The following is a 14,691-nucleotide window of genomic DNA, read 5'->3' on the forward strand; positions in this document are numbered from 1 at the left end:
TGCCGTGCCGTTGCCTCGCTCAATTTTCCAAATGACATCTGCCATGGTACAGAGAGAGCCTCCGGGTCGGGTAGTCAAATTCAGATGTCTTGACGGCCCTCCGAGAGAAACTCCTAAGCCGACACACTTATGCAAAGAGCGCTCCCTTCAGGCCGAAGGCTGGAAGGGGCCTTTTGGGGGCCGAAGGAAACGTTCCGCCCCATTACTAAGTTTTGCAGCGTGGTCAATGATCGTCTGACTTGCCGGTCGCGGCTCCGAAACGCGGCCGCTTTCTTCTTCTTCGCATATTGAAGTATGACATGTACCCAAAGGTACACTGTTGCCGTGGCAACTAAAGCCATATCGCAGCTTGGTGGGATGGGTGGCCCTGGCGGCGTGGCTTCGAGACAATGACCAGGCAAAGGTGGGCTTTTGTCGTTACTCTCGGTTGGACTTTCATACTGGTAGGATATTTCTTCGGTTGCGGAGACTATCGGTTTCTGGGGATCGCCGCCAAAAGCTGGGAGTTCGGCCGCGACGAACTTGGCAGGGAAATGCGGACCTGGGCGGCTTTCACTGTCGCCGGCTTTGCATGCCTGTTGTTCCATTACATGTCCGGGAACTGATCGGCCGCGCTCGGCATTTCGCAGACCAAGTAGGTGCTTGGCTGGGTACGTCATGTCCATCTGGCGCCCAACTCACCACGTTCTAATTCTCCGCTAATTCTAAAGGGCCATATGTAACTATTGCCTCTGCGCATTCCGTAGGGGCAGACATAAAAGGTACGCAGGCGCCTCATCGACGTCACCCCTCATCTGGGCCGCCACTTGGGCAATCAATGAAGCGGTACCAGTAACGCGTTGGGGGCGGGATAGCGAGGAGAGGATGGCCGGCCGGGTCATATGGACCCTGGGGAGCGATAGGTCATGAACATGCGCAAGCTGGGCACGCCTTTTCGTTATCACTTTCACTGGTCGACAGCGGTCGTAGTCATTCTGTTGGGGCTGTATGCTGTTTACGTCATTGTATAGGCGGAACGTAGCCCATAGGTCGCCTCATGGCGTGGCGAGGAGCCATAATTCACTGTGTCCCAGCGACGAGTGATCTTGGCTAAGAAGCTGTCTCCTCGAGAAATGTTTTCATTTCGGCGACCTCTCAGCCTCTTTCTCCTGCCAGTTCAGGAGATCCGCTAGATGTTGGGCGTCTTCCAACGCCATCACATCGCAGACCACACCAGCCACCTCAACAACCTCGCCCGTGCGGGTATCGTAAACCAACCACCAAAGACTGCTCTGGCACGGCCGCACGTCGTAAGGCATCATTCTATCCCCTCGACATCGTCCGGCGTCTCGCCGTATCTCGCTAGGATCGCCGCGTCGCCGAAGTCGCCCAACTGCGGGTCCCCCGTTCGCGAAAACACGATAGTGCCGACGATCTGATTTGCTCCAATCGTATGGCCAACCATATCACGCCCTCGGAACTCGGCCTGACCGTGGGTTGGCGCCTCTTCGGCCTCGATGCCGAGCAGTTCGCCATCTTCGGTGCGGATGAAAGGAAGGACGACGTAGTAGGTGATGCGGGGCATGGCAGGGCACTGCCTATCGATCACTTCAGCGCTTGAAGGAAAGTATCGTAGCAACCCTTCCGTTCGGATGCGATGGGTATCATCTGCCGAAGCCCTTCAGGCTGGGGAGGGATCTTCAATTTTTTTGTGAGAGAGGCGCCTTTGCGAGAAGGCCCCGCCGCAATTGTGCTGGATTTTGTGCGGCGGATATCCACCATCTGTTCTCATCTGTCGCCTTTGTCCGCGACAAAATATATAAGAAATCAATAGGTTGGTGGCTGGGGCGGGAGGGTTCGAACCTCCGAATGGCGGAATCAAAATCCGCTGCCTTACCACTTGGCTACGCCCCAATCGGTGCGGCTCATAACCGGTTCGCCGGAACGCTGCAAGGCGGGAGCGTAAAAATCACCTCCCTAAATTCATTCCGCAAAAACGTCATAACCTGCTTGCGGCTCGCCTATGATCCCGCTATAGACCCGCCCACGACTGGAATACGGAGTGTGGCTCAGCCTGGTAGAGCACTACGTTCGGGACGTAGGGGTCGCAGGTTCAAATCCTGCCACTCCGACCAGTTGGATCCCGAAAGACCTGCAGCTTTCTTTTTTAGCCGCCGCTGCAATGGCGTGGGCGTGTGGACGGTGCGATAACGCACCGCCCGAGGGTCTTCCTGACGTCTCCTTCAGATCTGGTACATAAGGGCGAGGTCGTCGACGTCGCTCAGGGCCCGCATCTCGGCCAGGGTGCGATTGTCCAGGACAGTGGAGATTGCCTGGCGAACCTCGAGCATCATCATCCGCACGGCGCATTGCTTCTCGTCGGTACAGTCGTCGCAGCGCTGATAGGCCGTCTTGCTGGCACAGGCGATCGGCGCGAGCGGGCCGTCGAGCACGCGAATGATGTGGCCGACGCGAATTTCACTGGCGGGGCGCCCCAGTGTATAGCCCCCGCCCTTGCCCTTCTTGGAATGAAGCAGCCCGGCGTTGCGCAGTTCGCCAAGAATCGTGTCGAGGAACTTCTTCGGTATGCCGTTCCGTTCGGCGATCTCGGTGACCAGTACTGGCCGGCCCGGCTCGGCTCCGGAGAGATGAACCATGGCCTTCAGGCCATACTTTCCTTTCTTGGTGAGCATGAAACCCTCGAGCCCCTCACGGGGCGCTACAATTGATTTTGTCTATAATATAGGAGGGTTTGTGGAAATTTACATCACCTCGTAAGCTGCTTGTTCCATTTCCCCCCGCGGCGGGCGTCCTTTGCCCCAAGGCCGGGATCGAGCGTCCTCGGGGGAATCTCCGGTTCTAGACACCGCGCGCGCCCGAAAAAAACCGGTGCAGGCCGGAATTGACTTCTGCCGAAATTCCTTATTATCTACTATTTCTATAGATATTAAGGAATTAGATGCCCAAGCCGGATTTCTGCGTGAAAACCCTGCATTTGCGCAAGATGCTGCGTGAGGGGCGCATCGTTGCGGCGAGGCAGCAAGCCGCCGACTGGCTGCGCGACGGAAACGTGTCGCCTCAACTGCTCGCGCTGGTGGCGGAGCTGATCGATCCCTCCCGGCAGAAACGCTCGCGCCGCCGCCTGCCGCCGCCGCAATGGTCCGATATCGGCGAGGCTTTCCTGGCGCTGCGCGCCGATGGCTTCATCCGGCAGCAGGCAATCCTGATCCTGGCCGATCGCTTCCATCGTTCCGTCCGGACGATCGAGAAGGCGCTGGCGCATCACAGGTCGATGGAGAGTGACAGGACGTCGACTCCCCTCCCGGCCACGAGAGCTTCAGGAACTGCTTCGACATGAAGGCCAGCGCGGCACTGCACCCGAATTTTCACAGCTTTTCGATGGAGATAGGCCGACCAACAGGACGCGCCGGTACATAGCGTATTTGCCCGGCCTTTTGGGGCCGGCCACTTAACCAGCACAAGTCGAATCATTTTCCGGAACGGATCAGACAAGGAGCTCCGCATGACTGACGAACCCGCCGTTCGCCGAACGCTCGATGAGGCGGCGGCCCGGCAATTAGCCAACGCCACCAAGACGAGGGCGCAGTGGTCCGGCATTTCGCCACGCTGGCTGGTCTCCTTCCTGCCCTGGACGCCGGTGGAAGCCGGCATCTATCGCCTCAATCGCGTGAAGGAAGACCAGGGCGACATCAGCGCCGAGGTCGAATGCTCCCCGCGCCGGGACCAGGATCCCGATCTGCCGGAGACCTTCGTGCAGTATGAGGCGGCTCCGCGCGAATATTCGCTCAATGCGGTGACCACGGTACTCGACGTGCAGACCCGCGTCTCCGACCTCTACAGCCATCCCTACGACCAGATCCAGGAACAGCTCCGTCTCCTCATCGAGAAGGTGAAGGAGAAACAGGAATACGAGCTGATCAACAACCGGGAATATGGCCTCCTACCCAATACGGCTGCTTCCCAGCGGATCAAGCCGCGTACCGGCGCCCCGACGCCGGACGATCTCGATGAGCTCATCACCAAGGTCTGGAAGGAACCGGCATTCTTCCTCGCCCACCCGCGCGCCATCGCGGCATTCGGGCGCGAATGCACCCGCCGAGGCGTGCCGCCGCCAACGGTCACCTTGTTCGGCTCGCCCTTCCTCACCTGGCGCGGCCTTCCCCTGGTGCCGAGCGACAAGCTCGACATCGACAAGAACGGCAAGTCGAACATCCTGCTGCTGCGCACGGGCGAGAAGAAGCAAGGCGTCATCGGCCTGTTCCAGCCGGGCGTGCCGGGCGAGGTCCAGCCGAGCCTGTCGGTGCGCTTCATGGGCATCAACCGCAAGGCGATCGCCTCCTACCTGATCTCGCTATACTGCTCGGCAGCCGTGCTCACGCATGATGCGCTCGCCGTGCTCGAAGGCGTGGATGTGGGCAAGTATCACGAATATCCGGACAAGTACGTCTGATCCTCCAGCCTGAGGCTGACCGGCGCGGCGGCCCTGTTCGCCGCGCCTCCTTCCTTCTCTTGAAGACGTCGGGCCCTCTTCGGGATGGAGGGCTATCCGCGGGAGTTCCTGGCCATGTCATCCACCCCTTTGCCGCAGACCCCGATCCCTCCGGCCGCCGCGACGCCGAGTTGGCCGGATCCTTCCACCCTGGCGCAACTCGCCAACGCCCTGTTCCAGGCGCCGCCCAACCAGGGCACCGTGCCGCTTGCTCCGACCCTGCCGGCTGTCCCGCCGAGTCCGACCCTGGCTCCCGCGCCCTCCGTGGTCACCAGTGCCGCGCCGCATGTTCCCGCGCGGCCTCCTGTCGGCCCTCCGGACCTGCCGCCGGTGACCATACCCTCGATCGTGCCGACGCCCAGCATCCCGATCGCTCCCGCGACGGCGCCGTTGCCGCTCTCCGGTGCCTCGGCCATCCCTTCCGACGTACCGCAACCCGGCGGCACGGCCGGCCTTTTCATTCCGAGCGTGCCGACCCAGGCGGATTTCAGCGCCCTGCCGCCCGGTATTGCCGAATTTCTTGGATTCGTGCGCCCGGATGCCGCCGCGGCCGCGCCGTTGAACACTCCGTCGACGGCTTCCATTCCCGGTGCCGCTGCGCAGCCTGCACAGGGCGATCTCTATTTCCTCAGGGAGGCTCCCGCAGTTGTCCCGGCCGCGGGGCTGACCGTACCCGCGACACCGGCCATACCAGCCGTTCCCTCGCCAGCGGCCGTGCCGGCTCCGTCCTCCACGCCCATCTCCCCGGGCCGGCTGACCCCAGATTTCAGCGTGCTGTCACTCGAACTGCGCCCCGATGCCGTGCCCGATCTCGGCCGATCCAACCGGCCCTTCGACGCCAGCGCGGTCAAGCGCGATTTTCCCATCCTGCAGGAGCAAGTCCACGGCAAGCCCCTGATCTGGCTCGACAATGCCGCGACGACGCAGAAGCCGCAAAGCGTGATCGACCGCCTGAGCTATTTCTACGAGCACGAGAATTCCAACATCCACCGCGCCGCCCACCAGCTCGCCGCGCGCGCCACCGATGCCTATGAAAGTGCCCGCGAAAAGACGCGGCGTTTTCTCAATGCCGGTTCCACCCGCGACATCATCTTCGTGCGCGGCACCACCGAGGGCATCAACCTGATCGCCCAGGCCTTCGGGCGCCGCAATGTCCGCGAGGGCGACGAGATCGTCGTCACCTGGCTGGAGCACCACGCCAATATCGTGCCCTGGCAGATGCTTTGCGCGGAAACGGGCGCGAAGCTGCGCGTCGCGCCCGTCGACGACAGCGGCCAGGTCATCCTGGAAGAATATGAGAGGCTGCTGAACCCGCGCACCCGCATTGTCTCGATCACGCAGGTCTCCAATGCCTTGGGCACCGTGACGCCGGCGCGCGAGATGGTCGCCATCGCGAGGCGCCACGGCGCCACCACCATCGTCGACGGTGCCCAGTCCGTCTCGCACATGCGTACAGACGTCCAGGCGCTCGACTGCGATTTCTTCGTCTTCTCCGGCCACAAGGTGTTCGGACCGACGGGCATCGGCGTGGTCTACGGCAAGCCGGACGTGCTTGCCCATATGGCGCCATGGCAGGGCGGCGGCAACATGATCGCCGACGTAACCTTCGAGAAGACCGTCTACCAGGGACCGCCGGAGCGGTTCGAGGCCGGCACCGGCAACATCGCCGATGCCGTCGGGCTTGGCGCCGCCCTCGATTATGTCGAAACCATCGGCATGGATGTGATCGGGCGCTACGAGCACGAACTGCTGGTCTATGCCACGGAGAAGATGCTCACGATTCCCGGCCTCAAGCTGATCGGCACGGCGAAGGAGAAGGCGAGCGTGCTCTCCTTCGTGCTCGATGGCTGCCGCACCCAGGATGTCGGCGTGGCGCTGGACCGCGAAGGCATCGCGGTGCGTGCCGGCCATCATTGTGCCCAGCCCATCCTGCGGCGCTTCGGCCTGGAGAGCACGGTGCGCCCGTCGCTCGCCTTCTACAACACCTATGAGGACGTGGACGCGCTGATCGCGGCGCTCCAGCGGATCCAGAGCGGCCGGGGCTACCGCTGAGGGCGCGGCCGCCCAGGACTTGGTCGCGGACCGTGGAGTCATTCCGGCCGCGGCGATGCCGGGAGCCTGCATCCGGGCACCCGGCCTTTACAGGGCGGTTTCCAGGGCGCCGCGCAGTCCGCCCGGAAGGACGGCCTCTCGTCCTCGGCATCTTCAGGCGGTGACCGGGCCTCACGCCATTTTGCGGTGGCGCGACGTTCATCCTCTTCTTGAGGTAGGGGAGGAACGTCGCGCCCGTCCCCAAAGTTGGCTCCTGCGCCTCAATTTCTCGCCCGCGACGCGCCCCCCCGGGTTGCGAAGCTTGCCGCGAGCACGAGGAAGATCAGCACGCCCGTCCCCACCTGCTGCCAGTAATAGCTGAGACCGACCAGCAGCAGGCCGTTCGCCACGATGCCGAGCAGCAGCACGCCGAGGACGGTGCCTGGGACGTTCGGCCGGCTCTCGGCGCTGAGCGTGGTGCCGATGAAGGTGGCCCCGATGGCGTTGAGCAGGAAGGCATTGCCGGAATAGGGGACGTAGACGCTGACGGTCGCCGAGAGCAGGATGCCCGCCATCGCACTTACCAGCGCAGCCAATATGTAGATGGAGGCCGTGGCGCGCGGCACGTCGAGGCCGGAATAGCGCGCGACCCCCGGCTGGACGCCGATGGCAAGCACGATGCGCCCGAAGCGGGTGCGCGTGAGCACGACGGCCACGATCGCCGCGAGCAGGCCAACCACCACCAGAGGCACGGGGATGCCGAGGATCGCGCCGTGCCCGATGGCCCGGAAGCTCTCGGGCGTCGCAGAGGCCGGCAGATAGATGGGATTACCGCCACCCGTGATCAACTGCTGGGCGCTTCGTCCGATGAAGAGCGTCCCGAGCGTTGCCAGGAAGGGGGCGATGCCCAACCCCACGATCAGGACGGCGTTGAAGAGGCCGACCAACGCGCCGGCCGCAAGGCCAGCCAACGTCGCCAGCCACACCGGCTCCCCCCCGAGCACCAGGGTGACGAAGGTGAGGCTGGCGAAATCGATCGCCGTTCCAACGGACAGATCGATGCCGCCGGCCGCCACCACCAGGGTCATGCCGATGGAGACGATGGCGAGCAGGGCGACATTGTTGACGAGGATGCTGAGGAGATTGGCGGGCGCGAGGAAGGAGGGCGCCAGCACCGAGAACAGCGCGAAGACGCCGATCAGGGCGACCAGCACCGCGTAGCGCAGCAGGAGTGCGGTGACGATACGGGCGTTGAGGGGGCGTCTGTCCGCCAGATCGAGGTTGCTCATGGGCGCGTTCCTTCCCGCCGCAGGATCGAAGTGGCCGCCACCACGGCCAGGATCAGGACACCCTGCACGCCGCTGACCCAATAGCTGGAGACGTTGAGGAGCTGGAAGCCGTTGATGAGAAAGCCGACGAACAGCGTCGACAGGAAGGCCCCGCCGATGGTCGGCACCAGCCGGCGCGAGAAGACGACGCCGAGCAGTGCCGTCACCACCACGGGCAGCAGCATGTCGCCCGAGCCGGTGGTGCTGCCGCTGAGATAGGCGACGGATAGGATGCCAGCGATGCCGCCGCAGAGGCCGCTTGCCACATAGGTCCCGGCGACGACGCGATCGACGGACAGGCCGCTTGCCCGTGCCGCTTCCGGGAACTCGCCGACGGCGTAGAGCCGCAGTCCAAGCGGCGTGTACTGGACGATCACGATGGCGACCAGCGTGAAGGCGACGAGCACGAAGGCGAGGATGGGAATGGAGAGGGGTCCGTAGCCGGACAGCAGCGAGAGGAAGTCGGTGGAGGCGGGCACGACGGTATTCTGCGTCACCACCAGTTCCAGCCCGGCCACGATGTTCATGACCGCGAGGGTCGCCAGCAGAGGAACGATGTGGAGCCGGGTGACGGCGACCGCGTTGACGAGGCCGATCGCGAGGCCCGTGACGAGGGCGCCGCCGGCGGCCGTCCAGTCCGGGAAACCGGCCGCGATCAGCGTGGCGTAGATGGCGGCGCTCAAGCCCATATTGGCGGCGAGCGATAGATCGATGCCGCCGGTCACGACATTGGACCCGCCGCCGATCACCACGACGGTCATGCCGATGGCGAGGACGCCGAGAATGGCCGACTGGCCGAGCACGCCGCCCACATTGCCGATCGACAGGAAGAAGGGCACGTGCCAGGCGAAGAAGGCGAGGATGGCTGCGAAGGCGAGATAGGAGCCTGCACGCAGGGATGCGGCGGCGAAGTTCCGGCCGGCCCTCGCCGCGAAATGCGAGGATGGCCTCGCATTGAAGCCGTCCCCGAGACTGTCCGCGTTAGCCGACATGGCGTACCTCCCAGCTGCCGGTCGCTGCCGCGAGCACACCGTCGACGCTGGTCGCCGAGGCGGCGCCGTCGCGAATGATCTCGCCGCGATACATGACGATGATGCGGTCGGCGATCCCCACCAGCTCGGGCAGATCGGTGGACAGGATGAGGATACCGGCGCCGCGGGCGGCAAGATCGCCGATGAGGCGATAGATCTCGACCTTTGAACCGATGTCGATGCCCACCGTAGGCTCATCGAGGATATAGAGATCGGCTTGCCGGCTGAGCCATTTCGCGAGCACGACCTTCTGCTGGTTGCCGCCCGAGAGGGTGCGCACGGCGGCCTCGCGCGAGGGCGTGCGGATGGCCAGCGCCTTGATCAGGCGGTCGACCTCGCCGCGCTCGGCCAGGCGCCCCAGGAAGCCCGCCTTCGAAAAGCGGCTCAGACTTGCCAGCGTGGTGTTCTCCTCCACGCTGAGGCCGAGCGCCACGCCGTGGCCTCGCCTGTCCTCCGGTACCAGGGCCGTGCCGCGGCCCACTGCCTCGACGGTGTTGCGCACCGCCACCACCTTCCCGTCATGGCGGATCTCGCCCGATTGCGGCCGTTCCAGGCCGAACAGAGTGCGGATGACTTCCTTGGCGCCGGAACCGAGCAGGCCGGTGATGCCGACGATCTCGCCGCGCCGGACCGTGAAGCCGATGTCGCTGTAGGCGCTGCGATGGCGCAGATCCGTGACGGTGAGGACAGGCTCGCCGAGGGGGACGACCTGTTTGGGAAACATGTCGCCGATGTCGCGTTCCACCATCAGCGAGGCGATGGCGCCCGCCGAGATCTCGGCCTTGTCGAGGCTGGCGACATCCTTGCCGTTGCGCAGCACGGTCACCCGGTCGCACAGCGCCTCGATCTCGTTGAGATAGTGCGAGATGTAGACGATGGTGATGCCCTCGTCCCGCAGGCGCCGGATCAGCGCGAAGAGAATGTCGGCCTCCCTGCGCACCAGCGCCGCGGTAGGCTCGTCGAAGACGATGACGGAAGGCTTGCGCAGCAGCGCGCGGGTGATCTGCACGATCTGCTTCTGCGCCGTGGTGAGCGAGGAGATGAGAGCTCCGGGCGGCAGCGTCAGGTCGAAATAGTTCTTCAGGATCTCGGCCGCGTGACGCTGCATGGCGCGCCGGTTCAAAAGCGGGATGACGCGGCCGACCGTGCGGGGAGCCAGCGTGATCTCCTGGCCGAGCAGCAGCGCCTCGCCCACGGTGAAGCTCGGCACCAGCAGGCGGTCCTGGTGGATGAAATGAATGCCAAGTCGCTCGACGTGATGGGGCGTGAGGTTTTGCTCGGTCTTGCCGTCGATGAGGATCTCACCGCCGTCGGGCTTGTGCAGGCCGGCCAGGATCTTGATCAGGGTCGACTTGCCGGCGCCGTTCTGGCCGACCAGCCCGTGCACCGAGCCGCGCCGCACCTCGAAGGTGGCGTCGTCGAGCGCACGCACGCCGCCGAATTGCTTGACGATATGGCGAAGCGAAAGGGCGAGACCGGTGTCCGGCATGATGATGATCCTTGGTATCCTGTCCAACATCGCGATACCGAGAGGAAGGCTGGACGTTCGTCAGGCCCGCCCTCGTCGCCGGCATTCGGTTTCAGCCTTGCCGATGCCGGCCCCGGGATTGTCGGGACGAGGCCGGCAATGATGAAAGTCGAACCTCGGTACGGCGCCGGGCAGGTTCTCGAGGGAAATTGCCAGCCCTTCCAAAAAACGCTCCGGGAGAGGCCTGGTGGGCCTCTCCCGTGCGTCAACGCCCGGCCAGGGGAGTAACCGGGTGAAGGGGATCAGACCTGCCCGAGGGTCTTCTGAACCTCGGCCGCATTGGCCTTGGTGGCGATGATCGAGGAGATGTAGGTTTCCTTCGGCAGGTTTGTCTGGCCGGCGAGGTAGCGCGCCACGTTCTGCACGGCTGTCTTGCCGATGATGGCGGGCTGCTGTGCCGCGACGGCTGCAGCTGGCGACTTCGGATCCTTGACGAGTTCGACCACCTCGGGGCTGCCGTCGACGCCATAGGTGAGGATCTCGGTACGGCCGGCGGCGACCAGCGCCTGGGTGGCGCCGAGTTGCGGCACGTCCCAGGCGGACCAGATTGCCTTGATCGAGCCCTTCTCCGGATATTTGCTCAGGATGGCGGTGATCTGTGCGAAGGCATCCTGCACGGTATTGGGGATGACGTCGCGCAGTTCGGGCTCGAGGATCTTCACCTTGGGATAGTATTTCAGGACGTGCTTGAGCTCGTCATAGCGGATCGCGCAAACCGGCACGCCGTAGAAGCCGTTGAACACGACGATATTGCCTTCGCCGCCGATGTCGGACACCAGCTTCAGGGCGAGGCTCGAACCCAGACCGAAATTGTCCGACGTGGTGTTGTTGATGCTGTTGGTGGTCGGTACGTCGGCTGTGAAGACGGGGATGCCGGCATCCTTGATCTTCTTCAGCCAGGGGTCGATCACGGTGAGCGTGCCGAGGGTCTGGATCACGGCGTCCGGACGTTGTGCGATCAGCGTCTGCAACTGTGCCACCAGCTTCTTGTCGTCCCGGCCGGCATCGAGGCCGATGGGCTCGCCGCCCAGGCGCTTCACTTCCTCGATCTGGGCCTGATAGGCCTTGAGATCCCAGTAGTGATCGGTGCCGGTGGCGCTGATGGCGATGCGCTTGCCCTTCAGCGAGGGAACATCGGCGTCATCGGCTTGCGCGGGGGAGGCGTCCAGCGCCAGCTTGCCGGCGGCGAGCACGGCGCCGGCAGCAATCCCCGCCTTGAGAAGGCCGCGCCTGCCGAGTTGAGGCTGAGTGGCCGGGGGGAGGGGGGTGTTCGGGTCGGACATGCTGCTGGACCTGCATCGTGAGGAGTGATGTGACTCTAGTAGTATATAAAAATTATAGTGTAAATAAACTTTATGCGTTGGTGAACAGCATGATCGTCGTGCGCCTCGTCAGGCCCGAGCGCCGGCAGGAATGGGGAGGGGTAGCCCCTGGCGCGCTGGGCGTGGCTACCCCGCCGGTCCTCTATTCGATGTGGCCATTGCTGCGGGTCTGTGCCTGGGTAATCTGGCTGCCGGGCGGTACGCTGCGCGTCAGCCACACATTACCGCCGATGGTGGAACCCTTGCCGATGGTGACGCGGCCGAGAATGGTGGCGCCGGCATAGACCACGACATCGTCTTCGAGAATGGGGTGGCGCGGATTGCCCTTGATGAGGGTACCGCTGTCGTCGGTGGGAAAGTTCTTCGCCCCCAGGGTCACGGCCTGGTAGAGGCGCACGCGCTCGCCGATGACCGCGGTTTCGCCGATCACCACGCCGGTGCCGTGGTCGATGAAAAAGCTGGGCCCGATCTGGGCGGCGGGATGAATGTCGATTCCGGTTCGCGAATGGGCGATGTCGGAAACGAGCCGGGCCAGCAGCCTGGCGCCCAGGCCGTGCAGCGCGTTGGCGAGGCGGTAGTGCACGATCGCCGTCATGCCCGGATATCCCAGCAGGATCTCCGGAAAGTTGGTGGCCGCCGGATCGCCCTGGAAGGCAGCCCGCAGGTCGCTCACCAGCAGGCCGCGGATGGAGGGCAGGCGAGCTGCGAAGTCCCGGGCGATCGACCGTGCGTGCCGCTGGATATCGGCCTCCGGCTGCTCTTTTTCCTGCTCGAAGACGAGGCTTCGTCCGACCTGCTCGGCCAGGAGCTGCAGCGCATCGTTGAGGGTGTGGCCGACGAAATAGTCGATGTTCTCGACGCCGACGGCCGATTGCCCGTAGTGACTTGGAAACAGCGCCGCCGACAGGCCATCCAGGATGGTGGCAAGGACCTCGCGCGACGGCGTGCGCCGGATGCGGCCATGGTGGCGGATATTGTGCGTGACCTCGCGCGAAAGGCGGAGCTGGGCGACGAGCGCGTCCAGGTTCCAGCTCGGGAGCCTGCCGCCGGCCTCCAGGGTATCGTCTCTGCTCGGCTCGAAAGACTGCCGGGACGTATCCATGGCTGGCAACTCCTCTTGAGGCGGCCGGCTTCGGTTAGCCGGCTCCTTGGTTCAACGGTTGACGCGGGCGATCTTGAAGGCGGCCTGTCCGTGCAGGGTGTTGCTCACCGTGCAGATGTGCTCGGCGGCAACCACGATCGCGTCCTTTGCGGCATCGTCGAGATCGGCATCGATGAGGATCTCGATCTCGAAGCGCTCGATCCGCGATGGGCCTTCCGAAGCCTTGCTGCCCTTTACCCTCGCCTCCACCGTCCGGAGCCTGTCGAGTAGGCCTTGTTCGCTGGCGGCGATGCGCGCGCTCAGCACCAGGCAGGCGGACAGCGAGGCATAGAGCAGGTCCAGCGGGTTGAAACCCGCCTCGCTCGGCCGGGTCACCACGGCGATTTCCCCACCTGTGACGGACGTCACCAGGGGATGGCCATGGCGCGACAATATGGCGGTGGCGCCGGTCTTGCGGGGCGTGATGGTGCCGATCGTCATGACAGGGTATCCTCCTGAGCGGCGTCGACCTCGATAAGATCTCGCGGCAGCGGCGACAGCAGTTCGAGCCCGTTTCCCGTGACCAGGAACTGGTCTTCGACGATGAAGCCGCCGACGCCGCGTACGTAGTAGGGAGCCTCCACGGCGATCACCATGTCCGGTTCCAGGAGGGTGTCGCCGTCCTCGGCGATGAAGGGCCATTCCTCGCTGAAGACGCTGGCGCCGACCCCATGGCCGAAATGGCCGCGGCTGAAACTCGTGAAGCCGGCGGCATGCATGGTCCGCGTCGCCGCCCTATGCGCCTCGCGGAGCGGCCGGCCCGGCTCGAGCGCCGCCAGGGCAGCATCGAGCGCGCCACGCAGGGCGTCGTGAATTCGGCGCTGGGCCGGACTGGCCTTGCCGATCACGGCCGTGCGGGCGACGTCGGCGCTGTAGCCGCCGACCACGGCGCCGACATCGATCTTCACGACGTCGCCGCGCCGGGCCGGGCCACCGGGTGAGAATCCATCGGGGCCGACGGCGATATAGGCCCAACTCGACAGCGATTGCCGTAGCTGGCGCCGCCTCGCTTCCTCCTCGACCCTGCCGCGCCAGAGTGCGCCGATCGCCTGTGCGTCGATACCTTCGTGCAGGGAGGCGAGCGCGTGGCGGAGCCCGCTCGTCGTGAGTTCGGCGGCGATCCTGAGGGCTTCGATCTCGGCGGGTCGCTTGATCATGCGCAGGTGCGCCACCAGGGGAGAGGCATCCGCCCACCGCACGTTCGGCAGTGCCGCCTCGAAGAACTGCATGTCGGCCACGGCGACGAAGCCCAGTTCAAGTCCGAGCCGTGCCTTGTCGAGGCTCCGCTCGGCGAGGACGTCGCCGAGCCGCGCGAGCATCAGGGCCGGGTCGAAGGTCGCCGGCCGCTCGAAGCCGGGCAGGCGTGTCCGATCATAAGCGAGGATATCCTCTACTATCGGAGCATCGCCACTGGCCGCCACGGTGGTCTCGACCCATATGGGATGGCTGCGCGTATCCTCGATGCCCGAGGCCTCGCGAAAGCTCGCCGCCTGCAGGTCACCCACGACGGCGGCAAGTGGCGCGGCCGGATCGGCGGGGACCAGGACCGCTGCGGCACCTGCCCGGCGCCAAAGCGTAGCCACGCCGGCGAATGCTCCCGTCGCATAGAGAATGCTCTCCGGCTGCACGAGAACGACGGCCTCGATGCCGAGCGCTTCCATCAGCCTGGCTGCGCGCTGCCTGTCGAGATGACCACCCGCCATCCGCGTCTGCTCCTTCGAACTCATGTCCCCTTCCTCTCGATCACATTTAATACATAAAGTCTATAGACTTTAAAAATGCCGCTCCCTATGGTTGCGCCGAAAGGTACCGGAATCGGGG

Annotated in this window: 13 protein-coding genes and 2 tRNA genes; 4 read left to right on the forward strand and 11 right to left on the reverse strand. The window is 64.4% G+C overall.

Annotated elements, in window-relative coordinates:
* Window positions 1-1,118 precede the first annotated feature (1,118 nt).
* The 3 genes from AC6H34_RS18135 to AC6H34_RS18145 all read right to left on the reverse strand — a co-directional run bounded on the left by AC6H34_RS18135 (window position 1,119) and on the right by AC6H34_RS18145 (window position 1,893).
* Window positions 1,119-1,301, reverse strand: coding sequence for a hypothetical protein (locus AC6H34_RS18135; protein ID WP_497539644.1), 183 nt, complete (start codon window positions 1,299-1,301; stop codon window positions 1,119-1,121).
* Entirely contained in the window at window positions 1,298-1,564 is a 267-nt protein-coding gene (locus AC6H34_RS18140) for a hypothetical protein (protein ID WP_448148518.1), read from the reverse strand. Before AC6H34_RS18140 ends, AC6H34_RS18135 begins: the two co-directional genes overlap by 4 nt.
* A 254-nt stretch (window positions 1,565-1,818) precedes the next feature.
* A tRNA-Gln gene (locus tag AC6H34_RS18145) sits at window positions 1,819-1,893 on the reverse strand.
* Window positions 1,894-2,037: 144 nt separating this feature from the next.
* On the opposite strand from AC6H34_RS18145, the gene AC6H34_RS18150 reads away from it, so the two are divergent.
* Window positions 2,038-2,114: transfer RNA gene (locus AC6H34_RS18150), tRNA-Pro, on the forward strand.
* A gap of 108 nt (window positions 2,115-2,222) precedes the next feature.
* On the opposite strand, the gene AC6H34_RS18155 is transcribed toward AC6H34_RS18150, so the two are convergent.
* Window positions 2,223-2,672, reverse strand: a complete 450-nt coding sequence (locus tag AC6H34_RS18155) for an RrF2 family transcriptional regulator (protein WP_448148517.1) — start codon at window positions 2,670-2,672, stop codon at window positions 2,223-2,225.
* A gap of 266 nt (window positions 2,673-2,938) precedes the next feature.
* On the opposite strand from AC6H34_RS18155, the gene AC6H34_RS18160 reads away from it, so the two are divergent.
* The 3 genes from AC6H34_RS18160 (at window position 2,939) to AC6H34_RS18170 (ending at window position 6,541) form a co-directional block, all read left to right on the forward strand.
* On the forward strand, window positions 2,939-3,337 hold the full coding sequence (locus tag AC6H34_RS18160; protein WP_448148516.1) for a hypothetical protein: 399 nt from the start codon (window positions 2,939-2,941) through the stop codon (window positions 3,335-3,337).
* A 165-nt stretch (window positions 3,338-3,502) separates the two neighbouring features.
* The gene (locus AC6H34_RS18165; protein ID WP_448148515.1) at window positions 3,503-4,450 is read left to right on the forward strand and encodes a family 2A encapsulin nanocompartment shell protein; all 948 of its coding nucleotides are present in this window, start codon (window positions 3,503-3,505) and stop codon (window positions 4,448-4,450) included.
* Window positions 4,451-4,564: 114 nt separating this feature from the next.
* A complete protein-coding gene (locus AC6H34_RS18170; protein WP_497539645.1) occupies window positions 4,565-6,541 on the forward strand; it encodes a family 2A encapsulin nanocompartment cargo protein cysteine desulfurase in 1,977 nt (658 codons plus the stop codon).
* Window positions 6,542-6,801: 260 nt separating this feature from the next.
* Here AC6H34_RS18170 and AC6H34_RS18175 read toward each other — a convergent pair whose 3' ends face one another.
* The 7 genes from AC6H34_RS18175 to AC6H34_RS18205 form a co-directional block, all read right to left on the reverse strand.
* Entirely contained in the window at window positions 6,802-7,809 is a 1,008-nt protein-coding gene (locus AC6H34_RS18175; protein WP_497539646.1) for an ABC transporter permease, read from the reverse strand.
* Window positions 7,806-8,840 (reverse strand): ABC transporter permease, encoded by a 1,035-nt coding sequence (locus AC6H34_RS18180; protein WP_497539647.1) that lies wholly within the window; start codon window positions 8,838-8,840, stop codon window positions 7,806-7,808. The genes AC6H34_RS18175 and AC6H34_RS18180 overlap by 4 nt, the downstream gene beginning before the upstream one ends.
* Window positions 8,830-10,368 (reverse strand): sugar ABC transporter ATP-binding protein, encoded by a 1,539-nt coding sequence (locus AC6H34_RS18185; protein WP_497539648.1) that lies wholly within the window; start codon window positions 10,366-10,368, stop codon window positions 8,830-8,832. Before AC6H34_RS18185 ends, AC6H34_RS18180 begins: the two co-directional genes overlap by 11 nt.
* 281 nt (window positions 10,369-10,649) lie before the next feature.
* The gene (locus AC6H34_RS18190) at window positions 10,650-11,690 is read right to left on the reverse strand and encodes a sugar ABC transporter substrate-binding protein (protein ID WP_448148510.1); all 1,041 of its coding nucleotides are present in this window, start codon (window positions 11,688-11,690) and stop codon (window positions 10,650-10,652) included.
* A 181-nt stretch (window positions 11,691-11,871) separates the two neighbouring features.
* On the reverse strand, window positions 11,872-12,831 hold the full coding sequence (gene epsC / locus AC6H34_RS18195) for a serine O-acetyltransferase EpsC (protein WP_497539649.1): 960 nt from the start codon (window positions 12,829-12,831) through the stop codon (window positions 11,872-11,874).
* A gap of 51 nt (window positions 12,832-12,882) precedes the next feature.
* Entirely contained in the window at window positions 12,883-13,311 is a 429-nt protein-coding gene (locus AC6H34_RS18200) for an OsmC family protein (protein WP_448148508.1), read from the reverse strand.
* Window positions 13,308-14,597 (reverse strand): M24 family metallopeptidase, encoded by a 1,290-nt coding sequence (locus AC6H34_RS18205; protein ID WP_497539650.1) that lies wholly within the window; start codon window positions 14,595-14,597, stop codon window positions 13,308-13,310. Before AC6H34_RS18205 ends, AC6H34_RS18200 begins: the two co-directional genes overlap by 4 nt.
* Window positions 14,598-14,691 lie beyond the last annotated feature (94 nt).

This window comes from Labrys sp. ALF-8 (assembly GCF_059699065.1).